General features: G+C 73.3%; 25 protein-coding genes and 1 tRNA gene. 19 read left to right on the top strand and 7 right to left on the bottom strand.

What is annotated here, in order from left to right; all coding sequences use genetic code 11:
- Window position 1: 1 nt before the first annotated feature.
- The 4 genes from IG63_RS0117480 (at window position 2) to IG63_RS22830 (ending at window position 2,331) form a co-directional block, all read left to right on the top strand.
- Window positions 2–895: an alpha/beta hydrolase fold domain-containing protein gene (locus IG63_RS0117480; RefSeq protein WP_030485635.1), complete on the top strand. Its 894-nt coding sequence runs from the start codon at window positions 2–4 to the stop codon at window positions 893–895.
- Between the two features lie 21 nt (window positions 896–916).
- Entirely contained in the window at window positions 917–1,396 is a 480-nt protein-coding gene (locus IG63_RS0117475; RefSeq protein WP_030485634.1) for an SRPBCC family protein, read from the top strand.
- A 19-nt stretch (window positions 1,397–1,415) separates the two neighbouring features.
- The gene (locus IG63_RS21775; protein ID WP_051707091.1) at window positions 1,416–2,042 is read left to right on the top strand and encodes a hypothetical protein; all 627 of its coding nucleotides are present in this window, start codon (window positions 1,416–1,418) and stop codon (window positions 2,040–2,042) included.
- Between the two features lie 115 nt (window positions 2,043–2,157).
- Window positions 2,158–2,331: a hypothetical protein gene (locus IG63_RS22830; protein ID WP_157210274.1), complete on the top strand. Its 174-nt coding sequence runs from the start codon at window positions 2,158–2,160 to the stop codon at window positions 2,329–2,331.
- 45 nt (window positions 2,332–2,376) lie between these two features.
- Here the strand turns inward: IG63_RS22830 and IG63_RS0117460 are convergent, their stop codons facing one another.
- Window positions 2,377–4,023, bottom strand: a complete 1,647-nt coding sequence (locus tag IG63_RS0117460; protein ID WP_245604487.1) for a dolichyl-phosphate-mannose--protein mannosyltransferase — start codon at window positions 4,021–4,023, stop codon at window positions 2,377–2,379.
- 48 nt (window positions 4,024–4,071) lie between these two features.
- Between IG63_RS0117460 and rsmI the strand changes: the two genes are divergently transcribed.
- From rsmI to IG63_RS0117430, 6 genes are all read left to right on the top strand, one after another.
- Window positions 4,072–4,905 carry a 16S rRNA (cytidine(1402)-2'-O)-methyltransferase gene (gene rsmI / locus IG63_RS0117455; RefSeq protein ID WP_030485631.1) on the top strand — a complete coding sequence of 278 codons (834 nt, stop codon included), beginning with the start codon at window positions 4,072–4,074 and terminating at the stop codon, window positions 4,903–4,905.
- On the top strand, window positions 4,902–5,735 hold the full coding sequence (locus tag IG63_RS0117450; protein ID WP_030485630.1) for a TatD family hydrolase: 834 nt from the start codon (window positions 4,902–4,904) through the stop codon (window positions 5,733–5,735). The genes rsmI and IG63_RS0117450 overlap by 4 nt, the downstream gene beginning before the upstream one ends.
- 271 nt (window positions 5,736–6,006) lie before the next feature.
- On the top strand, window positions 6,007–7,131 hold the full coding sequence (locus tag IG63_RS23875) for a resuscitation-promoting factor (RefSeq protein WP_051707087.1): 1,125 nt from the start codon (window positions 6,007–6,009) through the stop codon (window positions 7,129–7,131).
- Window positions 7,132–7,148: 17 nt separating this feature from the next.
- Window positions 7,149–8,009, top strand: coding sequence for a 16S rRNA (adenine(1518)-N(6)/adenine(1519)-N(6))-dimethyltransferase RsmA (rsmA, locus tag IG63_RS0117440; protein WP_030485628.1), 861 nt, complete (start codon window positions 7,149–7,151; stop codon window positions 8,007–8,009).
- Window positions 8,006–8,908, top strand: a complete 903-nt coding sequence (locus tag IG63_RS0117435; RefSeq protein ID WP_030485627.1) for a 4-(cytidine 5'-diphospho)-2-C-methyl-D-erythritol kinase — start codon at window positions 8,006–8,008, stop codon at window positions 8,906–8,908. The genes rsmA and IG63_RS0117435 overlap by 4 nt, the downstream gene beginning before the upstream one ends.
- Window positions 8,905–10,722 carry an ABC-F family ATP-binding cassette domain-containing protein gene (locus tag IG63_RS0117430; protein WP_030485626.1) on the top strand — a complete coding sequence of 606 codons (1,818 nt, stop codon included), beginning with the start codon at window positions 8,905–8,907 and terminating at the stop codon, window positions 10,720–10,722. The genes IG63_RS0117435 and IG63_RS0117430 overlap by 4 nt, the downstream gene beginning before the upstream one ends.
- A gap of 10 nt (window positions 10,723–10,732) precedes the next feature.
- Here IG63_RS0117430 and IG63_RS0117425 read toward each other — a convergent pair whose 3' ends face one another.
- Window positions 10,733–11,221 (bottom strand): MarR family winged helix-turn-helix transcriptional regulator, encoded by a 489-nt coding sequence (locus IG63_RS0117425; protein WP_030485625.1) that lies wholly within the window; start codon window positions 11,219–11,221, stop codon window positions 10,733–10,735.
- Between the two features lie 51 nt (window positions 11,222–11,272).
- On the opposite strand from IG63_RS0117425, the gene IG63_RS0117420 reads away from it, so the two are divergent.
- Window positions 11,273–12,055: a trans-aconitate 2-methyltransferase gene (locus tag IG63_RS0117420; RefSeq protein WP_030485624.1), complete on the top strand. Its 783-nt coding sequence runs from the start codon at window positions 11,273–11,275 to the stop codon at window positions 12,053–12,055.
- Window positions 12,056–12,064: 9 nt separating this feature from the next.
- Here IG63_RS0117420 and IG63_RS0117415 read toward each other — a convergent pair whose 3' ends face one another.
- A complete protein-coding gene (locus tag IG63_RS0117415; RefSeq protein WP_051707080.1) occupies window positions 12,065–13,225 on the bottom strand; it encodes a glycerophosphodiester phosphodiesterase in 1,161 nt (386 codons plus the stop codon).
- Between the two features lie 389 nt (window positions 13,226–13,614).
- On the opposite strand from IG63_RS0117415, the gene IG63_RS0117410 reads away from it, so the two are divergent.
- The 4 genes from IG63_RS0117410 to ddaH all read left to right on the top strand — a co-directional run bounded on the left by IG63_RS0117410 (window position 13,615) and on the right by ddaH (window position 18,466).
- Window positions 13,615–13,693: transfer RNA gene (locus IG63_RS0117410), tRNA-Gln, on the top strand.
- Window positions 13,694–14,374: 681 nt separating this feature from the next.
- Window positions 14,375–16,420, top strand: a complete 2,046-nt coding sequence (locus tag IG63_RS21770; RefSeq protein WP_169741822.1) for an RCC1 domain-containing protein — start codon at window positions 14,375–14,377, stop codon at window positions 16,418–16,420.
- 244 nt (window positions 16,421–16,664) lie between these two features.
- Complete coding sequence (locus IG63_RS0117395) at window positions 16,665–17,603, top strand: glycoside hydrolase family 26 protein (RefSeq protein ID WP_157210273.1); 939 nt, start codon at window positions 16,665–16,667, stop codon at window positions 17,601–17,603.
- A gap of 65 nt (window positions 17,604–17,668) precedes the next feature.
- The gene (gene ddaH, locus IG63_RS0117390; RefSeq protein ID WP_030485619.1) at window positions 17,669–18,466 is read left to right on the top strand and encodes a dimethylargininase; all 798 of its coding nucleotides are present in this window, start codon (window positions 17,669–17,671) and stop codon (window positions 18,464–18,466) included.
- A gap of 4 nt (window positions 18,467–18,470) precedes the next feature.
- Here the strand turns inward: ddaH and IG63_RS0117385 are convergent, their stop codons facing one another.
- Window positions 18,471–19,922 (bottom strand): aldehyde dehydrogenase, encoded by a 1,452-nt coding sequence (locus tag IG63_RS0117385; protein ID WP_030485618.1) that lies wholly within the window; start codon window positions 19,920–19,922, stop codon window positions 18,471–18,473.
- Between the two features lie 94 nt (window positions 19,923–20,016).
- Between IG63_RS0117385 and glmU the strand changes: the two genes are divergently transcribed.
- The 4 genes from glmU to pth all read left to right on the top strand — a co-directional run bounded on the left by glmU (window position 20,017) and on the right by pth (window position 24,051).
- Entirely contained in the window at window positions 20,017–21,447 is a 1,431-nt protein-coding gene (gene glmU, locus IG63_RS0117380; RefSeq protein WP_030485617.1) for a bifunctional UDP-N-acetylglucosamine diphosphorylase/glucosamine-1-phosphate N-acetyltransferase GlmU, read from the top strand.
- A 76-nt stretch (window positions 21,448–21,523) separates the two neighbouring features.
- Window positions 21,524–22,504 (top strand): ribose-phosphate diphosphokinase, encoded by a 981-nt coding sequence (locus IG63_RS0117375; protein WP_281174309.1) that lies wholly within the window; start codon window positions 21,524–21,526, stop codon window positions 22,502–22,504.
- A 253-nt stretch (window positions 22,505–22,757) separates the two neighbouring features.
- A complete protein-coding gene (locus tag IG63_RS0117370; protein WP_030485615.1) occupies window positions 22,758–23,456 on the top strand; it encodes a 50S ribosomal protein L25/general stress protein Ctc in 699 nt (232 codons plus the stop codon).
- A gap of 7 nt (window positions 23,457–23,463) precedes the next feature.
- On the top strand, window positions 23,464–24,051 hold the full coding sequence (gene pth, locus IG63_RS0117365) for an aminoacyl-tRNA hydrolase (protein ID WP_030485614.1): 588 nt from the start codon (window positions 23,464–23,466) through the stop codon (window positions 24,049–24,051).
- Window positions 24,052–24,055: 4 nt separating this feature from the next.
- On the opposite strand, the gene IG63_RS0117360 is transcribed toward pth, so the two are convergent.
- The 3 genes from IG63_RS0117360 to IG63_RS0117350 all read right to left on the bottom strand — a co-directional run bounded on the left by IG63_RS0117360 (window position 24,056) and on the right by IG63_RS0117350 (window position 26,612).
- Window positions 24,056–25,018, bottom strand: coding sequence for a hypothetical protein (locus IG63_RS0117360; RefSeq protein ID WP_157210272.1), 963 nt, complete (start codon window positions 25,016–25,018; stop codon window positions 24,056–24,058).
- 53 nt (window positions 25,019–25,071) lie between these two features.
- A complete protein-coding gene (locus IG63_RS0117355; RefSeq protein WP_157210271.1) occupies window positions 25,072–25,689 on the bottom strand; it encodes a LamG domain-containing protein in 618 nt (205 codons plus the stop codon).
- Window positions 25,690–25,925: 236 nt separating this feature from the next.
- Window positions 25,926–26,612 carry a WecB/TagA/CpsF family glycosyltransferase gene (locus tag IG63_RS0117350; RefSeq protein ID WP_051707075.1) on the bottom strand — a complete coding sequence of 229 codons (687 nt, stop codon included), beginning with the start codon at window positions 26,610–26,612 and terminating at the stop codon, window positions 25,926–25,928.
- Window positions 26,613–26,661: the final 49 nt, after the last annotated feature.

The following is a 26,661-nucleotide window of genomic DNA, read 5'->3' as shown; positions in this document are numbered from 1 at the left end:
GATGAGCTGGCAGATGGGCGCCGTCGGCCTGCTGATGCGGGTCACCCGCAAGCGCCGCTACGCCGACCCCGACGGGGCCGGGCACCTGCTCGGTCGGCCCAAGGGTCCCTCGGGCCCGCCCGACGAGGTCACCCGCCGCGTCGACGTCTCCACCGAGCAGGTCGCGGGCTTCGACGTGCACTCCGTGCGCCGCCCCGGGACGCCGCGCGGCGCCCGGCCCGTCGTGGTGCACCTGCACGGCGGGGCCTACGTCAACGAGATCGTCGCGCAGCACTGGACCTTCGTCGCCGACCTGGCGCTCGAGCTCGACGTCGAGGTGCTGGTGCCGATCTACGGGCTGGCGCCGCAGCACACCGCCGCGGAGGCGCGGGCGCTTTGCGAGGCGGTGCTCGACGGTGTGGGCGAGCGGCCCTGCTGGCTGTCGGGGGACTCCTCGGGCGCCGGCCTGGCGCTCGTCGCGACCCAGGCGCGGGTACGTCGGGGCGCCCCGGCCCTGCGGGGGCTCACGCTGCTGGCGCCGTGGCTCGACCTGGCCATGGGCAACCCCGAGCTCGACGCCGCCGAGGCGCGGGACCCGTGGCTGGCCCGCGCGGCGCTGCGCGAGGTCGCCCGGGTGTGGGCCGACGGCACACCGCTCGACGACGGTCTGGTCAGCCCGCTCTTCGGCGAGATGGCCGGGCTGCCGCCGGTCGACCTGTGGGTCGGCACCCGCGACCTGACCCACCCCGACACCGTGCTGCTGGCGGAGCGGCTGCGCGCGGCCGGCGTCGACGTCACGCTGCACGAGGCGCGCGGCGCGATCCACGTCTTCCCGCTGCTGCCCGTGCCCGAAGGGCGCGCCGCGGCCCGGGCGATCCGCTCCCGCATCGCCGACGGGCTCGGCACCGCGGGCTGAGCCGCGGCGTACTGTCCGGTCATGGCCGACGTGCTCGCGCTCCGCTACTCGCGCACCTTCCCCGCCGAGGTGGGGCGTGCCTACGACGAGACGCTCGCGGCGCCCCTGCCCGGCATCTTCGACCGCCGCTACCTGCTGATCTCGCCGATCACCGAGGTGCGCGACCAGCCCGAGCCGTGGGGGAGCGTCGGCCAGACCCGCACGATCGTGCAGGCCGACGGCGGCACCATGCACGAGCAGCTGACGGAGGTGGTGCCGGGCCGCCACTTCGGCTACCACCTCGACCGGGTCACCGGACCACTCGCGGCGCTGGTCGACCACGTCGACGGCCGGTGGGCCTTCGAGCGCGCCGGCACCGGCGTCCGGGTCACCTGGACCTGGGAGGTGGCCCTGCGCGGCCCGCAGGCCGCCGTCGTCGCGCCGGTGCTCCGGCCGCTGTGGCGCGGCTTCGCCCGCCAGGGCTTCGAGCGGCTCGAGCAGCTGCTGGTGCCTCCGGCGTGAGCCGGGTACCCCCGCTGGCATGACCGCCTCCCGCACGACGGCCCTGCGCCACGGTGTCCTGGCCGCCCTCCCGGGCGTGGCCCTCATGGTGGCCGGCTTCTTCCACCCCGAGAGCCTGACCGAGCACACCGCCCACCGGTGGTGGACGCTGCACGTCCCGGGAATGGTGGCGTTCCCGCTCGTCGGGGTGGCCCTGATGTCGCTCTACCGGCACCGCTGGCCGCGGCGCGACGACCCGGTCGCGTGGCTGGTCGTGCTGGCCGCCGCGGGCTACGCGATCTTCTACAACGCCCTCGACATCCTGAGCGGGATCGGCGCGGGCTTCGTCACCTCGCGGCTACCCGCCGGTGCGCAGCGCCCTGACGAGGTGCGCTCGATCTTCGCCATCGGCGGTCCGCTCGGCGAGATCGGGTCGTGGTGCCTGATCGTCGCGGCCGTGCTCGTGGCGCTCGACCTCGTACGCCGCTGGGGCGTCGCCGGCGCCCCGGCGGTCCTGCTGGTGCCGGGCGCGGTGCTGGTGCACGTCGACCACATCTTCTGGCCCGGGGGCGCCCTCGGCATGGGGCTGGTCGGATTGGCGACCGGCTACCTGGCCGCGCGTCTCGTTATGTCCCCGCCGCGCGCGATGTCAACTCCGAGTGCCTGAAACGACCACGTGATCTAGTCCAGAATAACTATGTCCGCTTTCTCCGGCGTGGCGTAGCGTCCTTCGTGACGGGTCCCACAGGACGTGAGGCCCGAGCGCCTGGGGAGGACGCCACATGACCGCCATCGCACCGCTCTCGATCCTGCTCGTCGGTCTCCTCGGCGTGCTCGTCGTGCTCGGCGCCGTGGCACGCATCGTAGTGCTCGAGCGCAAGGTGGTCCGGCCCGTCGCGGTGCCGACCTCGCTCACCCCCCCGGCGCCGTACGCCGGCTCCGGCCTCGCCGCCTGAGCGCGGCCCCGGCTTCCCGCCCGGTCCCGCAGGTCGCCCCACCCGCTAGATCCAGCGGGTGAACCACATCCGCTGCAGCCACTCGTCGCGGGTGATCAGCTGGTCGGTCCAGATCGGCCAGAACCACGCGAAGGCCAGGATCGTCAGGCCCAGCAGCGTGCCTGCCACCACCGTGGCGGCCAGTCGTCGCCTGCGCGAGGCGTCCGGCCCGCCCGCGAGCTGACCCACCAGCAGCGTCAGCGCCAGCACCAGGAAGGGCAGCGAGAGCGAGGCGTAGTAGCTGAAGATCGGGCGGTCGGCGTAGCGGAACCACGGCAGCCAGGTGGCTGCGACCCCGACGAGGACCAGCAGGTGACGCCAGTCGCGGCGGGTGACGCCGGCGACGAGTGACCAGAGCAGTGCGAGCGACCCCGCCCACCACACCACCGGGTTGCCCAGCATCACGACCTGCCGCAGGCAGGTGGAGCCCTCGGCCGCGGCGCAGCCCTGCTCGCCCGGCGGGATGTCGAGCTCGACCGCGATGCCGACCGGCCGGTTGAGCACGAACCAGCCCCAGGGGCTGGACTGGTAGCTGTGGGTGCTGTCGTTGAGGAAGTTGGTGTGGAAGGAGTAGACGTCGTGGTGGTAGTGCCCCAGTGAGCGCAGCGACTGCCAGAGCTCGGGCAGGAAGCCGGTGGCGTCGGTCTCCAGGTAGCTGCCCCAGTAGGGCCCGTACTGGGTGTCGGAGAGCGCCTGCTCGTAGACCTCCGCGTGCAGCAGCCAGCCGGTCCAGCTGAGCACGTAGAGGAGCAGCGGCAGCAGCACGACGTAGCCCAGTGCGGGCAGCGCGTCGATCACCGCCGACTTGGCCACCGCCCAGCGCACCCCGAAGCTGCGCCGCGCCCCGGCGTCCCAGAGCCACAGCAGCAGGCCGAAGGCGGCCAGGGCGAAGAGCGCCGTCCACTTGGTCGAGATCGCGGCGCCCCACATCACGCCCGCGGCGAGCCGCCAGGGCCGCCACCACAGCCGGGGCCCCCACGAGCGCGGGTCGAGCGGCGTGTCGCCGACCGCGAGGGCCATCCGGGCCCGGGTCCAGTCGCGGTCGGCCACGTGGCAGCTCACGGCGGCCAGCACGAAGAGCGCCAGGAAGATGTCGAGCAGCGCCAGCCGCGAGAGCACCAGGTGCTGGCCCTCGAAGGTGAGCAGCAGGCCGGCGAAGAGGCCGAGCGCCGTCGACCGGGTGACGCGGCGCGCGAGCCGGACCATCACGAGCACCATCAGCGCGCCGGCGACCGCGGAGGCGACCCGCCAGCCGAAGGGGTCCATCCCGAAGGCCCGCTCGCCGAGCGCGATCAGCCACTTGCCGAGCTCGGGGTGCACCACCATCGAGGGGTCGCCGCTCCACAGCCCGTCGGTGCGACCGCCGAGGATCTGCTCGTCGGCACCGTCGACGTAGCCCTGGACGTAGCCGAAGTGCAGCAGCGACCACGCGTCCTTGGCGTAGTAGGTCTCGTCGAAGGCGAAGGAGCGCGGCCGGCCGAGGTCGTGCAGCCGGAGCAGCAGCGCCAGCAGGGTCACCGCGGCGGTGCCCGCCCAGGCCGCGAGCACGTCGGAGCGCGGCGGGTGCCAGCCCGCCCGCTCCCGCGCCGGGGGCACGGCCGCGCCGGCGTGGTCACGGCGTACCGGCGCGCGGCGCAGCGTGGTCGTCGGCACCACCCCAGCCTAGGTGGAGTCACCAGGCACCCCTGACATGATCGGCGCATGACGGAGGGCGTGCTCGTGCTGGCCGGCACACCCATCGGCCGCCCCGACGACGCCTCGCCGCGGCTCGCGCAGGAGCTCGCCGCCGCCGACCTCGTCGCCGCCGAGGACACCCGCCGGCTGCGGCGCCTGGTCGACGACCTCGGCGTCACGCTCTCGGGGAGGGTGCAGTCGTACTTCGAGGGCAACGAGCACCTGCGCACCGAGGCGATCGTGACCGCCCTCGAGTCCGGGCAGCGCGTCGTCCTGGTGACCGACGCCGGCATGCCGAGCGTCTCCGACCCCGGCTTCCGGCTGGTCAGCGCGGCGGTGGCGCGCGGCGTCCGGGTGACCTGCCTGCCGGGCCCCTCGGCGGTGCTCGCCGCGCTCGCCGTCTCCGGCCTGCCGGTCGACCGCTTCTGCTTCGAGGGCTTCCTGCCCCGCAAGGGCGGCGAGCGGCGGCGCCGGCTGGCCGAGCTCGCCGAGGAGCCACGCACGCTGGTGCTCTTCGAGGCGCCGCACCGCACGGCCGCGACGCTCCACGACCTCGCCGCGACCTTCGGCGCCGACCGTGCCGGCGCGGTCTGTCGCGAGCTGACCAAGACCCACGAGGAGGTACGCCGCGGCCCGCTCGGCGAGCTCGCCACCTGGGCCGACGCCGGCGTCCGCGGGGAGGTCACGGTCGTCGTGGCCGGGGCGCCACCGGTCGAGGCGGTCACCGACCCGGAGACCCTGGCCGCCCTCGTCGCACGGGAGGAGGCGGCCGGCGTGCCGCGCAAGCAGGCGATCCCCGAGGTCGCCCGGCGCGCGGGGGTGCCCAAGCGCGTGGTCTACGACGCGGTGCACAAGCCGTGACCCGCCCCGCCCTGCCCGACCCGCTGCCGCACCCCGTGGTCGACAACCACTGCCACCTCGACGTCGCGCGCGGCGACGAGACCGCCCTTCCCGTCGAGGAGGCGCTCTCGCTGGCCGCCTCCGTCGGGGTGCCGCGCGTGGTGCAGATCGGCTGCGACCTGGAGGGGGCCCGCTGGGCCGTCGCCACGGCCGAGGAGCACACGCAGGTGGTGGCCGGGGTGGCGCTGCACCCCAACGAGGCGCCCCGCCACGCCGAGCAGGGCGACCTCGACGAGGCGCTCGCGGAGATCCGCCGGCTCGCCGCCCACCCGCAGGTGCGCGCGGTGGGGGAGACGGGCCTCGACTACTTCCGCACCGGTCCGGAGGGACGCGAGGCCCAGGACGCGTCGTTCCGCGCGCACGTCCGGCTCGCCCGGGAGCTCGACCGCACCCTGGTGATCCACGACCGCGACGCCCACGACGACGTGCTGCGGGTGCTCGACGACGTCGGCGCCCCCGACCGCTGGGTGATGCACTGCTTCTCCGGCGACGCCCGCTTCGCCCGCGAGTGCCTCGACCGCGGCGCCCACCTCTCCTTCGCCGGCACGATCACCTTCAAGAACGCCGAGGCGCTCCGAGGGGCGCTGCGCGTCGCCCCCCTCGACCGGCTGCTGGTCGAGACCGACGCGCCGTACCTCACGCCCGTGCCGCACCGCGGCCGCACCAACGCGTCGTACCTCGTGCCGCTGACGGTGCGCGCCGCGGCCGAGGTCCGCGGCGACGACCTCGCCGAGGTCTGCCGCGCGCTCGAGGCCAACACATTCGTCGCCTTCGGCGGGGCCTGGGGCTGACCCGGCTCCCGGTCGGGCCCCCGCCGTACGCCGCCAGCACCCGCCGCGTGGCCCCTGGGACACCTGTGACACATGGGGCAAAGCCGGCACCGCTGGTTTGCCAGGGCCGTACGCCGGTGCCTATGGTCGGTCGCTGTTGGCCGGGAGCGGGTGCGCGTGTGCGCGCACGAAGCACCGGTGAGCGCCTGGGGGGAGCCGGTCGTGCAGTGACGCGCGACGAGGCTGGTGCCGCTGGACCCGTGGCCCGGGACCACGTACCCACTGGAGAACCGTGCGCGTCAGACTGTCGCAGCTCAGCAAGTCCAAGATCCTCGCCCTCGGCCTCGCGGCCGTCCTCGTCCTCGCCGTCGCCGGCACCTCGGCGTACGCCGCGATGACCCGCACCGTGACCCTGCTGGTCGACGGTGAGCCGACGGAGGTCCGCACCATGGCCGGCACCGTCGGCGAGGTGCTCGAGGGAGAGGGCATCGAGACCGGCGAGCGCGACCAGGTCGTGCCCGGTCCCGCCACCGAGGTGAGCGACGGCGCCGAGATCTCGGTGCGGCTGGCCCGGCCGCTGGCGCTGACCATCGACGGCCAGGAGCGCACCTTCTGGACGACGGGCACCGACGTCACCGCCGCGCTCTCCGACCTCGGGATGCGCTTCGCCGGAGCCGCGCTGTCGGTGAGCCGCAGCGCCGAGATCGACCGGTCCGGCATGGCCATCGACGTCGTCACCCCCAAGAAGATCACGCTCAAGTACGGCGCCCAGGACCAGCGCGCCGTGACCGAGCCCGTGCTCACCGTCGACGACCTGCTCGAGGAGGCCGGCGTCGAGGTCGACCGCGACGACCAGGTGCGCCCCTCCCGGAGCGCCGAGCTCGAGGACGGCGACCGCGTCGTGGTCACCAAGATCCGCAAGGAGACCCAGCGCGTCGCGCAGGAGCCGATCCAGGCCGGCACCGTCGAGCGCGACAACGACGAGCTGCCCGAGGGCGAGACCCGCACCGTGCGCGAGAGCCGCGACGGCGTCCGCGACGTCACCTACCGCCACCACGTGGTCAACGGCGAGCGCGTCAAGACCCGGGTCGTGCGCTCCTTGGTGGTCCGCGCGCCGGTCGAGGGCCTCGTCGAGGTCGGCACCAAGCCCGCCGCGCCGGCGACCCCGTCGTCGTCGGCCAACGGTGGGGTCTGGGACGCCATCGCTGCCTGCGAGTCCGGCGGCAACTGGGCGGCCAACACCGGCAACGGCTACTACGGCGGGCTGCAGTTCCTGCCCTCCACCTGGCGCGCCTACGGCGGCCAGGGGATGCCCCACCAGAACTCGCGCGAGCAGCAGATCGCGGTCGCCAACCGCGTCGCCGCCGCCGAGGGCGGCTACGGCGCCTGGCCGCACTGCGGAGCGCAGTTCGGCTGACGCATACCCTTCACGGCGTGACCTCCGCCGACGCCGCTCCCAGCCTGCTGGGGGCGGCGTCGGTGCGTCAGCTGGCCGCCGCCCTCGACCTGCGCCCGACCAAGCAGCGCGGGCAGAACTTCGTCATCGACGCCAACACGGTGCGGCGGATCGTGCGCGACGCCGAGGTCGGCCCCGACGACGTCGTCGTCGAGGTCGGCCCGGGCCTCGGGTCGCTGACGCTCGCCCTGCTGGAGGTCGTGCGCCGCGTGGTCGCCGTCGAGGTCGACCCCGTGCTCGCCGCCGCCCTGCCGGCCACGATCGCCGAGCGGGCGCCGGCCCAGGCCGACCGCTGCGAGGTGGTGCTGGCCGACGCCCTGCGCGTCACCGAGCTGCCCGGGGAGCCGCCCACGGCCCTGGTGGCCAACCTGCCCTACAACGTCTCGGTCCCGGTGCTGCTGCACCTGCTGGGCCTGCTGCCCTCGCTGGAGCGCGGCATGGTGATGGTGCAGCTCGAGGTGGCCGACCGGCTGGCGGCCGCCCCCGGCTCCAAGGTCTACGGCGTCCCGTCGGTCAAGGCGGCCTGGTACGCCGAGCTGCGCCGTGCGGGCACCGTCGGCCGCTCGGTCTTCTGGCCCGCGCCCCACGTCGACTCCGGGCTGGTCGCCTGGGTCCGCCGCGACCCGCCTGAGACGACGGCGAGCCGCGAGCAGGTCTTCGCGGTGGTCGACGCGGCCTTCGCGCAGCGCCGCAAGGTGCTCCGGCAGGCGCTGCGCGGCGTCGCCGGCTCGGTCGAGCGCGCCGAGGCGGCCGTGGCCGCCGCCGGGCTGGAGCCGATGGCCCGCGGCGAGCAGCTCGCACTCGCCGACTTCGTGCGCCTGGCGGAGGCGCTTCGATGACGCTGACCGTGCGTGCCGCGGCGAAGGTCAACCTCGCCCTCGGCGTCGGAGGCCCGCGTCCCGACGGCTTCCACGACCTCGACACCGTCTACCAGGCGATCGGCCTCTACGACGACGTCACCGTCGCCGACGCCGCGGCCTGGGGCGTCGAGGTCCGCCCCGTCGGCGAGGTCGACTGCTCCGGCGTGCCGCTCGACGATGACAACCTCGCGGTGCGTGCCGGCAGGCTGCTCGCCGAGCACCACGGCGTACGCCGCGCCGCGCACCTCGTGGTCGACAAGGGCATCCCGGTCGCCGGCGGCCTGGCCGGCGGCAGCGCCGACGCGGCCGCGGCCCTCGTCGCGCTCGACCGGCTGTGGGAGCTGCACACCACCGACGAGGACCTGCTCGCCCTGGCGGCCCGGCTCGGCAGCGACGTGCCCTTCGCGCTGCTGGGCGGCACCGTGCGCGGCACGGGCCGCGGCGAGGTGGTGGAGGTGCTGCCCGCCACGGCCTCGTGCTGGTGGGTCGTGGTGCCGTCGGGGGAGGGTCTCTCGACCCCCGCCGTCTACCGCGAGCTCGACCGGCTGCGTCCCGACGCCGGACCTCCCGCGCCGCCCACCGCGCTCGTGGCGGCCCTGGCGGCCGGTGACGTGACCCGGGTGGGGGAGCTGCTCGCCAACGACCTGCAGCCCGCCGCGCTGTCGCTGCGGCCCGAGCTGGCCGCGGAGGCCGACCGGCTACGCGACGTGCACGCGGGCCCGGTCCTGCTGTCGGGCTCCGGCCCCACCCTGCTGGCGTACGCCGCCTCTCACGCCGACGCGACCGCGACGCGCCTGGGGCTCGCCGAGGCCGGCGTCAGCGCCCTCGTCGCTCCCGGACCGGTGGCCGGGGTGCACGTCGTGGAGCCGGTCCGGTGAGCGCCAACCTGGTCAACCTCGAGCGCGTCACCAAGTCCTACGGCGTGCGGATCCTGCTCGACGAGGTCAGCCTCGGCGTGGCGCAGGGCGACCGCATCGGCATCGTCGGGCGCAACGGCGACGGCAAGACCACGCTGCTCGACCTCCTCGCCGGTCGCGCCGAGCCCGACTCCGGCCGGGTCTCGCGCACCGGCGACCTCGGCGTCGGCTACCTCGCCCAGCGCGACGACCTCGACCCCACGGCCACGGTGCGGGAGGCGGTGCTCGGAGGCCGGCAGGACCACGAGTGGGCGGGCGACGCCACGACCCGCGAGGTGGTCGCCGAGCTGCTCGTGGGCATCGACCTCGAGCGCCACGTCGAGGGCCTCTCGGGCGGCGAGCGGCGGCGGTGCTCCCTGGCCGAGCTGCTGCTGCACGACCACCTCGGCGGCCACGACCTGCTGCTGCTCGACGAGCCGACCAACCACCTCGACGTCGAGGCGGTCGACTGGCTCGCCCGCTTCCTGCGCGGGCGCGCCGCGGCGCGGCGTACCTCCGCGCTCGTGGTGGTCACCCACGACCGCTGGTTCCTCGACGAGGTCTGCGAGCTCACCTGGGAGGTGCACCCGGCCGGCAACGGCGCCGGCGTCGTCGACGCCTACGAGGGCGGGTACGCCGCCTTCGTGCTGGCGCGCGCCGAGCGGCAGCGCCAGGCCGCCGCCTCCGAGCAGCGTCGCCAGAACCTCGCCCGCAAGGAGCTCGCCTGGCTGCGCCGCGGCCCGCCGGCGCGCACCTCGAAGCCGAAGTTCCGCATCGAGGCCGCCAACGAGCTCATCGAGGACGTGCCGCCCCCGCGCGACCGGCTCGAGCTGCAGCGCTTCGCCACCCAGCGGCTCGGCAAGGACGTCGTCGACCTCGAGGACGTCGACCTCGTGCGCGGCGACCGCACCCTGCTCCACCACGCGACGTGGCGGCTCGGTCCCGGCGACCGGGTCGGCCTGATCGGCGTCAACGGCGCGGGCAAGAGCTCGGTCCTCGGCCTGCTCGCCGGCGAGGTCGAGCCCGACGCGGGGCGGCTGCGCACCGGGCGCACCGTCGCGCTCGCGCACCTGACCCAGCAGATCCCCGACGTCGACCCCGCCGCGCGGGTGCTCGACACGGTCGAGGGGCTGCGGCGCATCACCCGCACGGCCGACGGCCGCGACGTGACGGCGTCGTCGCTGCTGGAGCGCTTCGGCTTCACCGGCGACAAGCTGACCGCCCGGCTCGGGGACCTCTCCGGTGGCGAGCGCCGTCGCTTCCAGCTGTTGCGCCTGCTGCTCGACGAGCCCAACGTGCTGCTGCTCGACGAGCCCACCAACGACCTCGACATCGAGACCCTCAACGTGCTCGAGGACTTCCTCGACTCCTGGCCCGGCACGCTCGTGGTCGTCTCGCACGACCGCTACTTCCTCGAGCGCACCACCGACACCGTGTGGGCGCTGCTCGGCGACGGTCGCGTCTCGATGCTCCCCGGCGGCGTCGAGGAGTACCTGGAGCGTCGCCGTCACGCCGATCCGCCCCAGATGCTCGCCGACCCGCCTGAGATGCTCGCCGACCCGCCTGAGATGCCGTCATCCGAGGCGGATCGGCGCGCCGCCCGCAAGACCGTCGAGCGCGTCGAGCGTCAGCTGGCCCGGCTGCAGCAGCAGGAGGCGGCGCTGCACGAGACGATGGCCGGCGCCGCGAGCGACCACGCCCGGCTCACCGAGCTGACGGCCGAGCTCGCCGAGCTCTCCGGCCGCAAGGAGGAGCTCGAGCTGGAGTGGCTGGAGGCCGCGGAGCTGCTCGGCTGACGCCCGGGGCTCAGGCCAGCGGCCCCATCAGCCCCTTGAGCAGCCCGGCGAGCCGGTCGCGCTCGTCCTGCGACAGGCCGGCGAGCAGGTCGCGCTCGCGGGCCACCAGCGACTCGAAGGCGCCGTCGACCCGCTGCCGCCCGGTGTCGGTGAGCCGCACCAGGATCCCGCGCCGGTCGCGCGGGTCGGGCAGCCGCTCCACGAGCCCCCGGGCCACGAGGCGGTCGACGCGGTTGGTCATGGTGCCGCTGGTGACCATCGTCTGGCGCAGCAGCGCTCCCGGCGAGAGCTGGTAGGGCGCCCCGGCGCGGCGCAGCGCGGCCAGCACGTCGAACTCCCACGGCTCGACGTCGTGCGCGGCGAAGGCCTGGCGGCGTACGCCGTCGAGCAGGCGCGCGAGCCGGGTCAGCCGGCTGAAGACCTCGACGGGCGCGAGGTCGAGGTCGGCACGCTCGCGCCGCCACGCCTCGACGATCTCGTCGACCTCGTCCTGCTCCACCCGAGGAGTGTAGCCAGCAAAGATTCTCGACATCGAGATAATCTGGCCGGCGTGACGCACACCTGGGACCCCGACCGCTACCTGAGCTACGCCGACGAGCGCGGCCGCCCGTTCGTCGACCTGCTGGCCCGCGTCCCGGTCGAGGCACCGCGCACGGTGGTCGACCTCGGCTGCGGGCCGGGCAACCTGACCCGGCTGCTCGCCGCGCGGTGGCCCGAGGCCGACGTGCTCGGCGTCGACGCGAGCGAGGAGATGATCGCCCGGGCGCGCTCCGAGGAGGGGCCGCGGCTGCGCTTCGAGGTCGGCGACGTGCGGGAGTGGACGCCGCCCGCCCCGGTCGACGTCGTCGTCTCCAACGCCACGCTGCAGTGGGTGCCGGGCCACCTCGACCTGCTGCCCCGACTCGTCGACCGGGTCGCGCCCGGCGGCCACCTGGCCTTCCAGGTGCCGGGCAACTTCGAGGAGCCCAGCCACGTCGCGCTGCGCGACCTCGCGGCCGAGGCGCCGTACGCCGACCACGTGCGCGACGTGGCCGCCCCCAGCAGCCACGACGCCGTCGACTACCTGCGGGCGCTCCAGGACCTGGGCTGCGAGGTCGACGCCTGGGAGACGACCTACGTCCACGTGCTCGACGCGGAGCGCGACCCCGACCCCGTCTTCACCTGGGTGAGCGCCACCGGCGCGCGGCCCACGCTGCAGGCGCTGCCCGACGACCTGCGGCCCGGCTTCGAGCAGGAGTACAGGCGGCGCCTGCGCGAGGCCTACCCGCCTCGCGCAGGCGCCGTCGTGCTGCCCTTCCGCCGCGTCTTCGTGGTGGCGCAGCGGTCGGCCTGACCGGCGCGGTCAGGCCGCGCGCTTGCCCGTCGTCCGTTGCCAGGCGTCGCGGGCGCCGACGCCGATGTCGGGGTTGTCGGTGAAGAAGCCGTCGATCCCGGTGTCGAGGAAGGCCCGCACCTCGGCCCGCATGTTGCCGGGAGCGTTGGGGTCGGTGCCCTGCCAGAAGTCCCTGGCCATGAACTGGTTCTCACGGCGCAGCGTGAAGACGTGCACGTCGAGCCCGGCACGGTGCGCGTCGCGCACGAGCGCGCTGGGGGAGGTCAGGAAGCCGTCGGCGCCCACGGGCAGCACGAGCGTCTTGTTGGGCCCGATGCCGTCGGCGTACCGCGAGATCTTGCGCAGCTCGCGCGGCTTGGTCAGGTCGGCGTAGGTGCGCGGGTCGCCCCGGTCGACCAGGTCGTACGGCGCCCCGGCGGCGTCCATCAGCTGGATGATCGGCAGCTTGGTGCGCTTGGCCAGCCACTGCAGGTTGGTGGTCTCGAAGCTCTGCAGGTAGACCTTCGCGTTCTTGCGGTCGAGGCCGGCCTCGCGCAGGTCGCGCAGCAGCGGCCGCTCCAGGGCGAGCCCGATCGACTGGAAGTAGGTCGGGTGCTTGGTCTCGGGGTAGACGCCGATGTCGTGGCGGGTGCCCTTGCGCTTGCGGTTGGTCTTGTTGACCAGGTCGAGCACCTGGTCGAAGGTCGGCACCTCGAAGCGGCCGTCGTAGCGGGTGTTGTTGGGCCGCACGTCGGGCAGCCGCTCCACCGCGCGCAGGGTCTTGAGCTCGGCGAGGGTGAAGTCCTCGGTGAACCAGCCGGTCACCTGGCGCCCGTCGATGGTCTTGGTCTGCCTGCGTGAGGCGAACTCCGGGCGGTCGGCGACGTCGGTGGTGCCGCCGATCTCGTTCTCGTGGCGCGCGACCAGCACGCCGTCCTTGGTGGGCACGAGGTCCGGCTCGATGTAGTCGGCGCCCTGCCGGATCGCGAGGCGGTACGACGCGAGCGTGTGCTCCGGTCGGTAGCCGGAGGCGCCGCGGTGGCCGATCACCAGCGGCTCCGCGGCCGGCCCGGAGGCACGGTCGGGGGCCGCGTGGGCGGCGGCCAGGCCCGGCATGGTGAGCACCAGGGCGAGGGTGAGGGTCGTCAGCACGGCGCGGGCGAGGGCCCGCGATCTCCCGAGAGTGGTCATGCCTGACACCTCAACCCGCCCAGGTGACCGCTGGCAACCCCCGAGGTGAACGCTCGGCGATCCCTCGGTGCTCGCCCGGGCGGTCGAGGAAGGCGCGCCGCCCACCCCACGTGGGTCGGGTGGTCGAGGTGACCACCCACGTGGGTCGGGTGGTCGAGGTGTGAGGCGCGCCAGCGCCGAGCCTCGAGACCCGGTGACCCGGGCCGGGTGCTCGGGGACGGCCGCCACGTGGCGCACGGGGTCTCGAGACGGTCGCTGCGCGACCTCCTCGACCACCCGGGCGTCAGGAACGCCGGTGCTTGCCGCCCGCTGTCGGCGGATCCGCACGACGGTGGCGGGCGGCTCCGGTCTGGTCGTCCCGGCTGAAACGATACGGTCTCGGTCTGCGATCCCCGGTTGGTCTGTCGGCAGGGCCCGCCTGACTTTGAATCAGGACAAGCGACGTAGGTTCGACTCCTACCCGGGGAGCTCTCCGGCCTCGCTGCGCCGATGTCGCCAGGACGCGAGCGGCGGCCACGGCGCCGCCGATGGCGAGCGCCGCACAGGCCAGCACCAGCACCACGAAGGGCGCGTTCGGCTGGTCGGCGGTGACGGAGTTCTGACCCTCGTTGAGCATGGCCACGAGCGTGCCGACGCCGAGGGTCGCGCCGTACGTCGCCCCGACGAGCGCGAGCGCACCGCCGAGGCCGCGCGCGGCGCCGTACCGCATGCCGGCGGAGAGGACCGGCCAGGTGATGCCGGCCGCGACCAGCGCCAGCACCAGGCTGAGCACGAGGAAGACGACGTGCATGAAGGTCGTGACCTGCTCGGCGAAGCCGTAGGCGATGAGGAAGGCCACCGGCAGGCCGATGAAGGCGCTGCCGGCGGCGACCACGACCCCGATCAGGGCGGCGGCCCACCGCGGTCCCGGCGGGGCGGCAGCGTCCCCGACAACGTCCTCGGCGGCGTCCATGGGGGCATCGTGCCCCGGTAGCGTGCCGTCGGTGAGCGAGCAACGCCGTGCGCTGATGCGGTGTCCCTGCTGCCGCCTGCGGTCCGGCTGTCTCACCTCGTGGGCACAGGTGGTCTCGACCACCCTTCAGCGCCTGTTCTCGCGCCTCCCTCGGGCGGCTAGCGTCGTGCCCACCTGACCCGGGGGGACCTATGAACGTGCGTGCTGCCGCTGTCCGACTCACCGTGGCGGCACTGCTGTCGTCCGTGCTCCCGTGGGTGACCACGGCCGCTGCCACGGCTGCCGTCTCCCCGAGCGGGGTGTGGACGTGGGGGGTCAACTCCGACGGCCAGCTCGGTGACGGCACCTTCGTCGATCGCCTCTCGCCGGGAGCCGTCCCCGGCCTCGACGGCATCGTCGACATCCATGGTGGCAGGGAGCACGTGGCTGCGCTCGACCAGGACGGTCAGGTGTGGACGTGGGGCAGCAATGCGGAGGGGCAGCTCGGCATCGGAGGCTCGGCCGACAGTCCCCGCCCGGTGGCCGTGCCTGGCCTCTCGGACGTGGTCGCGGTCGAGACCGGTCACAACTACCTCGTGGCGCTCAAGAGCAACGGCACCGTGTGGGCCAGCGGACTCAACTCCGACGGCCAGCTGGGTGACGGCACCACCACCATGCGCCGGACTCCGGTCCAGGTATCCGGCCTCGTCGACGCCGTCGCGATCGCTGCAGGACGCGACATGACCTACGCCGTGCGCGCCAACGGTCAGCTCGTCGGGTGGGGTCGCAACGCGGAGGGTCAGCTCGGTGACGGCTCGACCACGGCGCGACGCACGCCGGTCAGGGTCGGTCAGCTGGCTGACGTGCGCCGTGTGGCGGGCGGACGCGACCACGGACTTGCCGTGCTCGGCGACGGAAGTGTCTGGGCATGGGGCGACAACGCCTTCGGCCAGGTGGGCGACGGGACGCTGACCAATCGGGTCGCACCCGTGCGGGTGCTCGTGAGTGGTGGGGCCGACGTCGCGGCTGGCGCGCACCACAGCTTCGCGCTGCGCGGCGACGGATCGGTCGCCTCCTGGGGGCGCAACTACCGCAGCGCGCTCGGCGACGGTACCGGCACCCAGCGGACCCGACCGGTCAGCGTGGTGGGCGTGAGCGAGGCCGTGTCCATCGGAGCGGGACGTGACACCGGCGTGGTCACCCTGTCCGACGGTCGCGTGCAGGTCTGGGGCCACAACGCCTACGGCCAGCTGGGCGACGGGACGATGACAGACCGGAGATCGGCGGTGTACCTCCCCGGCCTGAGCAACGCTGTCAAGGCAGGAGGGGGCGGATCCGGCTTCCAGGTCGTTCTCGTGGGGGAGTCGGTCGAGCCCAGCCCCAACGTCGCGCCGGTCGCGAGGATCGGGGAGCCCCAGTGCGAGGGACTCGTCTGCGACTTCTCCGGCGAGGGGTCGAGCGACCCCGACGGACAGGTCACGGGGTGGGAGTGGGTCGTCGGCGGACAGGCCTCGTCCGGCGTCACCACGCGCGTGAGGCTCCCCGCCGCCGGACAGTACGAGGTCGTGCTGACCGTCTCCGACGACGACGGGGCGACGGGTACCACGTCGACGACTGTCACGGTCAAGGAGCCACCGACCACCCCCGAGCCGCCTGTCCTCACGGGCGCGAGTAGCGCCAACGCCAACGCGACAGCCGTGTCGGTCGGGGTGCCGGCCGGCGTCTCGGAGGGCGACCGACTCGTCCTGGTGGTCTCCCTCAACGGCTCGGCCGAGGTGAGTCCGGGTACGGGGTGGAGCCGGCTTGCCGCTGCCTCCGACGGCACCGAGGTGACCTCGTCGGTCTGGCAGCGGTCGGCTCCGCCCGGGGCCACGGGCGCCACCGTGCGGGTCACGCTCAGTCGTCAGGTCAAGGCGACGGTCACCCTCGCCGGCTACGCGGGCGCGGCCCCGCTCGACGTCGCGGTGGCGGGTGTCACGGGCTCGACGAGCACTGTCGACCACGTGGCGCCCGCGCTGACCGTGCCAGGGGACGGGTCGGTGCTCCTGCGGGCGTGGGCCGACAAGGCCAGCGCCGACCGGACGTGGTCGGCGCCCACCGGCACCCAGGTGCTCGGGACGAGCTACGGCAGTGGAGGTGGCTCGGTGGCCGCTCTCGTGGCGCAGCAGGCCGTCGACCGCGGGGTGGTGGCGGCGGGTGTCGCCCGGTCGACCGTGGCGAGCAGCAAGGCCGTGACGTGGTCCGTCGTGATCCCGCCGCAGTGACCTCGCGCTGACGGGCCAGCCGGGGACGTGCAAGGTCTCCCGGGAGGCGCGTGCGCGCCCCTGACGCACCCGCAACCGGTTTCAATGTGCCGATATCGGTACCGATCGGCTAGGGTCGGGTCCGCAATTCGCGGGCGTCCGGGTTGGGGGTAGGTCCAGTCGCCTGCATCCTTTGTCCCCAACCCGAAGTAGAGCGATGCGACTACGTCGAATGATGTCCCCTGCCCTTGTCGTCGGAGCGGTCATGGCGCTCCTTGCGCCACAGCTCGTCGAGAGCAAGCCGAATACCGCACAGGCCGCTGCTGCCAGTGCCCGGTCGATGACCAACGACTGCGGGGTCACCGCCCGCGGCATCCCGAGCTGTGGAGCGTTCGCCGGCGGTGCCTACGGCAGCAACAGCGACGTCGGCCCGTGGGAGAAGTCCATGGGCGGCAAGATCGGAGTCCGCCGGACCTACTGGGGCGCGAGCCAGGTCGCAGGTGCCGTGCGCACCGCAAAGGCAGACGCCGCCGCCGGACGCGTCCCGTGGATGAGCTTCAAGACTCCGTACTCCTGGACGGACATGGCCGCCGGTCGGGGTGACGCTTGGGCACGTGACCTCGCTACCAAGATGCGGTCCGCAGGCGGACCCGTGTGGGTGGCGGTCCACCACGAGCCGGAGGGTGACGGCGACGTCCTCGCGTGGAAGCGGATGCAGGAGCGCCTCGCGCCCATCATGCGCCGCGCAGCCTCCAACCTGGGCTACAGCGTGATCCTGATGGGTTACCACCAGTTCGGGACCACGTCGTCGACGTACTCGATGGACCGGATCTGGCCGGATACGAAGGTCGACGTCGCAGGGTTCGACATCTACGAGCTCTACGGCGAGAAGAAGAGCGGCAAGCCGATGGACACGCGGTGGAAGGACTTCATCGGCAACTACTTCACCAAGATCGAGAAGTGGGTCGCGGCCAACGACGTCAAGGCGTGGGGCCTGGCCGAGACCGGCTACAGCGACCCCGCTGCCGAGAAGAAGCCGAACTGGCCGAGCCTCACCTACCAGGCGATGGTCGATCACGGGGGGGTTGCCTTCGCCTACTTCAACACCGGGCTGCACAACAAGGTGGCCAACTGGCAGCTGAACACCTCCGCGAAGAAGAACGGGTTCGCCACCCTCGTGCGGTCCGCACCGCGACTGCGCTGACCCCCGACCCGCCGCGCCCGGTCTTCTGACGGGGCGCGGCGGGTCCTCGGCGTGATACTCGTCGCGTGAGGCACCGGCAGGCTCTTGTCCGCCGCCCGTCTCGGCGACTGGCCGAAGGCCTGGTGACGCACCTCGAGCGGACGCCGGTCGACGTCGAGCTCGCGCGCCGGCAGTGGCAGGGGTACGTCGACGCGCTGCACGGCGAGGGCTGGGAGACCGTCGAGGTGCCGGAGGCGCCCGACTGCCCCGACAGCGTCTTCGTCGAGGACACCGTCGTGATGTACGGCGACCTCGCCGTCGTCACCCGCCCGGGGGCCGACCAGCGCCGGCCCGAGACCGCCGGCACCGAGCAGGTGCTCCGCGAGCTCGGCTACCGGATCGCTCACATCGAGGCTCCCGGCACCCTCGACGGCGGTGACGTCCTGAAGCACGACGGCACCGTCTGGGTCGGGCTCAACGAGGGGCCGGGCGGGCGGACCGACCGGTCGGGCATCGAGCAGCTGAGCGCGCACCTGACCCCGCTCGGAGCCGACGTCGTCACGGTGCCGCTCTCCAGGGCGCTGCACCTGAAGTCGGCGGTCACCGCCCTCCCCGACGGCACGGTCGTGGGCTGGGACCCGGTCGTCGACGACCCGGGGGTCTGGGCCCGCTACGAGTCCGTGCCCGAGGAGCCCGGTGCCCACGTGGTGCTGCTCGACGCGCACACCGTGCTGATGTCGGCCGCGGCACCTCGCACGCGGGCGGCGTACGAGGCCCGGGGGCTGCGGTGCGTGAGCGTCGACATCTCCGAGCTCGAGAAGCTCGAGGGCTGCGTCACCTGCCTCTCGGTGCGGCTGCGGCAGGCACCGAGAGGCAGGTCGTGAGGGCTCAGAAGGGGTAGTGACGCTCGCCGGTCTGCACGGTGATCCAGCGCAGGTCGGTGAACTCGTGCACCCCGGCCAGCCCGCCGAAGCGACCCCACCCGGAGTCCTTCACGCCGCCGAAAGGCATCTGTGCCTCGTCGTGCACCGTCGGCCCGTTGACGTGGCAGATGCCCGACTCGATGCGGTGGGCCACGTCGAGGGCGCGGGCCGCGTCGCCGCCGAAGACGGCAGCCGACAGACCGAAGTCGGTGTCGTTGGCCGCCGCGACCGCCTCCTCGACGCCACGCACGCGCATGATCGGCTTGACCGGGCCGAAGGACTCCTCGCGCCAGATCCGCATCTCGCGCGTGACCCCGTCGAGCAGGGTGGCCGGCATCAGCGTCGACTCGGCGCGCCCGCCCGAGACGACCGTGGCGCCGCGCTGCACCGCGTCGTCGAGCAGCTCGTGGCAGCGGTCGACCGTGTCCTGGTCGACGACGGAGCCCAGCACGACGTGCCCCGACGGGTCGCCCACCGGGAGCGAGGACACCTTCGACGCGAGCCGCGCGACGAAGTCGTCGGCGACGGCCTCGTCGACGATGATCCGCTCCGTCGACATGCAGATCTGACCGGAGTTGGCGAAGGCGCCGAAGGCCGCCGCCTCCACGGCCGCCGCCACGTCGGCGTCGTCGAGCACCACGAAGGGCGCCTTGCCGCCGAGCTCGAGGACGCAGGGGGTCAGGTGCTCGCCGCAGAGGCGGCCGATGATGCGGCCCACCGGGGTGGAGCCCGTGAAGTTGACGCGGCGCACCGCGGGGTGGGCGATCATCGCCTCCACCACCTCGGCGGCGTCGTCGGGGGCGTGGCTGACGAAGTTGACGACGCCCTCGGGCAGCCCCGCCTCGAGGAGGGCCTCGACGATCAGGCGGTGCACCCGCGGGCACTTCTCGCTCGCCTTGAAGACCACGGTGTTGCCCACTGCGAGCGGGGTGGCCAGTGCCCGGACGCCGAGGATGACCGGGGCGTTCCAGGGCGCCATGCCGAGGACCACGCCGGCGGGCTGACGCACGGCCATGGCCAGGCTGCCCGGCACGTCGGAGGGCAGCGTCTCGCCACACACCTGCGTCGTGAGCGCGGCCGCCTCGGTCAGCACGCCGGCGGCCAGGCCCACGTTGAAGCCGCCCCAGGCGCCGGTCGCGCCGGTCTCGGCGGTGACCGCGGCGACGATGTCGTCGGTGCGGCCGCGTAGGGCGTCCGCCGCCCGCAGCAGCAGCGCGCGCCGCTCGGCCGGGGAGGTCGCCGCCCACGCCGGGAACGCCGCGGCGGCGGCCTCGACGGCGGCGACCGCGTCGTCCACCGAGCCCGCCGCGGCCTCCGTCACGACCTCGCCGCTGACGGGGCTGCGGCGTACGAAGGTGGCGCCGGACGTCGCCGGCCGGTCGCTCCCGCCGACGGACAGGTGCACCTGGTGGCTCATCGAGGGCTCGCTCTCTGCAGGAGGTGGGGACGCGCTGCCGGTACCCCGTGGCGGGGTGGCCGACCCCATCGTGCCCGGGCCTAGGGTGCTGCCCATGTCCGACCTGACCGTCATCGTCCTCGCCGCCGGCGGGGGCACGCGCATGAAGAGCGCGACCGCGAAGGTGCTGCACCGCGTCGGCGGCCGCAGCATGGTGGGCCACGTGCTGGCCGCGGTGCGCTCGCTGGAGCCGCGCCGCGTGGTCGTGGTCGTGGGCCACGGCCGTGACCAGGTGGTGCCGCACGTGCAGCAGCTGCTGCCCGAGGCCACCATCGCGGTGCAGGAGACCCAGGAGGGCACCGGTCACGCCGTCATGGTGGGGTACGCCGCCGTGCCCGACGCCGAGCGCCGCGGCACCGTCGTCGTGGCCTCGGCCGACACGCCGCTGCTGCGGGGCGAGAGCCTGCAGGCCCTCGTGGCCGACCACGAGGCCGGTGAGCGCGCGGTCAGCATCCTGTCGGGCGTCGTCCCCGACCCGACCGGCTACGGCCGGGTGCTGCGCGACGCGACGGGCGCGGTCACGGGCATCGTGGAGCAAAAGGACGCCACGGAGGAGCAGTGCGCGGTGGCCGAGATCAACAGCGGCATCCTGGCGATGGACGCGGCCTGGCTCGGCGGTGCGCTGCCCCGGCTCTCCAACGACAACGCCGCCGGTGAGTACTACCTGACCGACACGGTGGCGCTGGCCCGCGGCGACGGCCTGGCCGTGGGGGCCCACGTGCTCGACGACGTGATCCAGACCGAGGGCGCCAACGACCGGGTCCAGCTGGCCGCGCTCGCCCGGGTGATGAACCAGCGGGTGCTGGAGCGCTGGATGCGCGAGGGCGTGAGCGTGCTCGACCCCGAGACCACCTGGGTCGAGTCCGACGTGGTGCTGGCGCGCGACGTGACGCTGCTGCCCGGCACCCAGCTGCTCGGGGCGACGGTCGTGGGGGAGGGGGCCGTGGTCGGCCCCGACACCACGCTGGAGGACGTCGAGGTCGGCGCCGGGGCGCGCGTCGTCCGCACCCACGGACAGCTCTCCGTCGTGGGGGAGGGCGCACAGGTGGGTCCCTTCGCCTACCTGCGGCCGGGCACGGAGCTGGGCGCCGGCGGCAAGATCGGCACCTTCGTGGAGACCAAGAACGCCCGCATCAGGGCGGGCGCCAAGGTGCCCCACCTCTCCTACGTCGGCGACGCCGAGATCGGCGAGGGCAGCAACATCGGCGCCAGCACCGTCTTCGCCAACTACGACGGCGTGGCCAAGCACCGCACCACGATCGGGCGCCATGTGCGCACGGGCAGCAAGAACACCTTCGTCGCGCCGGTCGCGGTGGGCGACGGGGCGGCGACCGGAGCCGGTGCCGTGATCCGCGAGGACGTCCCGCCGGGGGCGCTCGGACTCAGCGCCGGACCGCAGCGCAACCTGCTCGGCTGGGTGCTGCGCAAGCGGGACGGGACGGCCCAGGCCGACGCCGCCCGGGACGCGGGGGCGACCGAGGGGTGACCCCCCTTCGCACGTCGGGCCTCGGTGGGTCAGAATCGGTCGGACCGGCCGGCCGCCAGCACGAGGAGTGCCGCACGTGAGCGGAATGAAGCGCACGACCGAGAAGAACTTGATGGTCTTCAGCGGACGCGCACACCCCGAGCTCGCCGAGGAGGTGGCTCGGGACCTCGGCACGGGGCTGGTGCCCAGCTCTATGTACGAGTTCGCGAACTCCGAGATCTACGTGCGCTACGAGGAGTCGGCGCGCGGGTCCGACGCCTTCGTGATCCAGAGCCACACGGCTCCGGTCAACGAGTGGATCATGGAGCACCTGATCATGGTCGACGCCCTCAAGCGCGCCTCGGCCAAGCGCATCACCGTGGTGCTGCCGTTCTACGGCTACGCCCGGCAGGACAAGAAGCACCGCGGCCGCGAGCCCATCTCGGCACGGCTCATGGCCGACCTCTTCAAGACGGCGGGCGCCGACCGGCTGATCACCGTCGACCTGCACTCCGACCAGATCCAGGGCTTCTTCGACGGGCCGGTCGACCACCTGATGGCGATGCCGATCCTGGCCGAGCACGTCAAGCAGAAGTACGGCGACCAGCGGCTCGCCGTGGTCTCGCCCGACGCCGGCCGGATCAAGGTCGCCGAGCGCTGGTCCGCCCGTCTCGGCGGCGCGCCGCTGGCCTTCATCCACAAGACCCGCCGCGAGGACCGTCCCAACGAGACGGTGGCCAACAGGGTGGTCGGCAAGGTCGACGGCCGCATCTGCATCCTGACCGACGACATGATCGACACCGGCGGCACCATCGTGAAGGCCGCCGAGGCGCTGATGGCCGACGGCGCCGCGGGCGTCGTCATCGCCGCCACCCACGCGATCCTCTCCGACCCCGCCGTCGACCGGCTCAAGAACTCCCCGGCGACCGAGATCGTGGTCACCAACACCCTCCCGATCCCCGAGGACCGGCACTTCGACAAGCTCACCGTGCTCTCGATCGCGCCGCTGATCTCGCGGGCGATCAAGGAGGTCTTCGAGGACGGCTCGGTGACCTCGATGTTCGACGGCCACGCCTGAGCGCCACGTCACGTTCCCGGTCGGGAGGAGGATTTCACCTCCGGGCCGCCCGTTCGTTAGGATCGGGCAGTTGCCTCGGCGAGGGAGCACCGGTCGAGACACCGGCTCCGTGATCGACGCGGTCCGGTCCTGACATGCACCGTGCCCACGTCGGCGCGCGGTGCATGTGTCGTCTCCGGACCGCTCTCCGCCACGCGACCACCACGAACTCAGACCCGAACTGCAATGACGCACGCGCGAGGAGCGATCAGACATGGCTGACAAGACCGACGACAAGATCAAGGCCGAGGCCCGCACCGAGTTCGGCAAGGGCGCTGCCCGCCGGATCCGTCGTGCCGACAAGGTCCCCGCCGTCATCTACGGCCACGGCAACGAGCCCATCCACATCGCGCTGCCCGGCCACGACGCGATGATGGCGCTCAAGCACGGCGGCACCAACGCGCTGCTGCACGTCGAGCTCGACGGCAAGACCTACCTGGCGCTGACCAAGCAGGTGCAGTCCGACCCGATCAAGGGCTTCCTGGAGCACATCGACTTCGTCGAGGTGAAGAAGGGCGAGAAGGTCACCGTCGAGGTCGGCGTCCACGTCGAGGGCGAGGTCAAGTCCGACGCGATGGTCGTCACCGAGCTCAACACCGTCAGCGTCGAGGCCGAGGCCACCAACATCCCCGAGTGGGTCACGATCGACGTCGAGGACGCCGAGGCCGGCTTCCAGGTCTTCGCCCGCGACCTCTCGCTGCCCGCCGGCTCGGTCGTCCTCACCGACGACGATGCCCTCGTGGTCAACGTCATCCACGCGCCCACCGCCGAGGAGCTGGAGGCCGAGCTGGAGGAGGCCGAGGCCGAGGCCGGCATCGAGCGCGACGAGTCCGACGAGGAGGCCGCCGAGGCCGCCGCGGAGGAGTCGGGCGACGGCGACGCTGCCGAGGGCGAGTCCTCCGACGAGGACTGAGCCCCGCATGGGTGAGGTCTGGCTGGTCGTCGGGCTGGGCAACCCCGGCCCGACGTACGCCGCCACCCGGCACAACATCGGCTACCTCGTGGCCGACGAGCTGGTACGCCGCACCGGCGGCAGCTGGCGCAAGCACAAGTCCGGGCGCGCCGAGGTGGTCGAGGGCCGCCTCGGCGCCCCCGGCACCGACTCGCCGCGCGTCGTCCTAGCACGCCCCGCGAGCTACATGAACGAGGTCGGGGGACCGGTCAAGGCCCTCGCCTCGTTCTACGGCGTCGAGGTCGAGCAGGTCGTGGCGATCCACGACGAGCTCGACATCCCCTTCGCCACCCTGCGCAGCAAGCGCGGCGGCGGCGACAACGGCCACAACGGCCTGCGCTCGCTGCGCTCGTCCTTCGGCAGCGGCGACTTCTGCCGCACCCGGGTCGGCATCGGTCGCCCGCCGGGACGTCAGGACCCCGCGGACTTCGTGCTCTCCGCCTGGTCCAAGGCCGAGCGCGCCGAGCTGCCCTTCCTCGTCGACACGGCCGCCGACGCCGTCGAGACACTCGTGCGCGACGGTCTCGAGGCCACGCAGCAGCGCTTCAACTCCTGACGCCTCACAGGTGCGGACTGTCGCGGAGCACCGTCGTGAAGGCGGCCTCCTTCTCCTCGTCGAGCCGCCAGCTGGCGGTGCTGTTCAGGACAGAGTTGAAGTAGGCGACGACGACACCGCCGTGCTCCCTGACTCCGTCGTAGGTACGGCGCACGAAGTCGGGTAGGTCGGGGACAGCCTCGTCCGCATAGCCGGTCTCGCCGAGCCCCCAGGCGGTGTCGTGCTCCTCCGCGAACTTCTCGAAGGCGGGGAAGTACACGTCCTCGAAGGGTGTCTCCTGGACCACCTGACTGCCGTCGCGGATGGTGCCGTAGCGCTCGTAGACGTCGAACCCGACGAGGTCGATGGTCGTGTCCGGCCAAAGCCGGTCGAAGGCGAACTCTTCACGCCCGAACACCTGGTGGTAGCCCGTCAGGATGACGGTGTAGGCGACGTTGGGCGCTCCGGCCCGCACGATCGGCGCGAGCCGCTCCTGCATGGCCGTCCAGTTCTCGATGTTGCCGTCGTTCTCGGGCTCGTGGTGGATCGCCAGCCAGACCGGGCCATCGATGAGTGCGAGTCGTCGCGTGATGTCGGCGATCCACTCGTCGCCGGCTCCTTCGGCCATCTCGCCCCACGAGTAGGGCGTCTTGAAGCTGATCCACGGAACGCGGCCTACCGTCAGGTCTGCCCTGGCGACGTGGGCGGCGTAGGCGGCGTCCTCCGGGCCGTAGTAGGTGCGACGGACGCCGAGCTGCTGACCCATGCGGCGCTCCCAGGCGCTGGGGTCCTGGTTGCCGCCGTACGCCGCTCCGAGGAGCACTCCGCACGCGGGGATGCCGCGCTGGTCGTACTCGCAGCCGTCGGTGAGCTCGCGTCGGTCGCGTCGCTCGCGGTCGTCGGGTGAGAGGCCGCGCAGCGTCGGGACCTCATGGGGGGGGTCGGGCGCACTCCGGGAGTCGCCTCCGCACCCCGTCACGAGCAGCACCAGGAGGATGAGGCTGAGGACGGATCGGGTCCCGGGGAGCACGGCCAACCGGCTCAGCGGGTGCCGGCGATCTTCACGTACACGTTGTCGACGACACCGTTGAACTGGTCGGAGTCCCCCCGCACCGCAATCCCACGTGCCGTGACCTTGCCGCCCACGGCGAGCCTTGCCGTAGGCGGAGGCGCCACGCGACCCGTGCGGATGCTGCGCTGGGCGCGGATCGGGGTGCCGTCGGGCTTGGTGACGGTGAGTCGGACCAGACGGGCATGGCGGGCGCACCGCGCTCGATGCCACGAGCCGGGAGTGATCTGGACGCGCGCCGTGACCACTGCCTCGCCTCCTCGGCCAAGGACACGACAGGAGACTTGGCCACGGTCGACCTGCAGCTTGTACTGCCCCTGGTCTCCCCAGAGCCCTCGTTGAACCAAGTTGTTGCCGTCATCGAGCCGATGTCCGTCGGAACGGCTGTCGATCTTGAAGCGCGCACCGAAGACGAACCTGCGGTCGCGCGGCGTCAGCGAGGTGGGTGACGAGGTCGCCACGGTGGCGACGGCGCGACCCGTGCCCAGAGGGGGCAGCCGCAGAGCGCGTCCGCCGCGCCCGTCGGCTACCGAGGACACCCGGGTGCTGACCTTCGCCAGGTGCGCCCGCGCCGAGCGGTCGCCGCTCACCGCGAGGGGGATCCGCGCACGGTGAGCGGTCGCCCTCGCCTTCGCCGGGGTGTAGTCGTCGAACCTCAGCCGCACGAGAGACGGGGCAGAGCCGCTCGAGGCGAGGCGGACGTGCTCGGAGACGGTCGAGTGAGCGAGGTCTCGCGGCGGGGGAGAGGCCCGCTGCGACTCGACGGCCAGGCTGACGACGACCACGAAGGCGCAGAGGATCGCGGGGCGGATCCCGGAGTGCGCGCTCACGCGACCACGGCCCGAGCACGGCGGATCGTCGTCTGGGCGGCCAGCACCATGCAGCTCATCACTCCTCGAACGTACCGGGGGCCCAGGCGCCGGGGCGCCTGCGCAACGCGTGCGATCCACTCCAGTCCGGAGCGACGCAGCAGAGTCGGCGCTCGACGCTCGTCGCCGACGAGGTGGCCGAACCACCCGCCGCACGTCAGGATGAGCGCCGGCGGCAGCTCCGCTCGGTGACTCTCGCACCAGGTCATCTCGCGGGGTGCGCCGAGGCCCACCACCACGACGTCCGGGTCGGTCGCGCGGACGCGCGCGAGCACGCCCGACCAGTCATCGTGGAAGCCGTGCTCGACCGCGACGACCTGGGTGTCGCCGCCCTCCTCGAGGACGGTCGCCGCGCGTGCCGCAAGACCCTCGGGGCCGCCCACCAGCGCGACACGGACCGTCCGCCCACGGCGTCGTGCGATGCCCGCGAGCACGTCCCAGCCGATGTCGGTCGTCGGGGCGCGCTCGAGGTGCTTGGCTCCGGCGAGCCTGCCGAGCCAGACGGTGGAGCCGCCATCGGCGTACACGAGATCCGCGGCGCGCATCGCCTCGACGAAGTCTCGCTTCCGTCGGTCGTTGAGACCGCCGACGTGCAGGGCGTAGACGCATGCGGCCGAAGCGCGGTCGTCGGTCGCGAGGGCCACCGCCCGATCGCACACGGCGCGACGATCCAGGTCGGGAAGCACGAAGGGA

Source organism: Nocardioides aequoreus (genome assembly GCF_000720335.1).
Taxonomy (GTDB): domain Bacteria; phylum Actinomycetota; class Actinomycetes; order Propionibacteriales; family Nocardioidaceae; genus Marmoricola; species Marmoricola aequoreus.
Note: the sequence above shows the minus strand (reverse complement) of the source record. Positions and strands in the feature narration are given on the sequence as shown.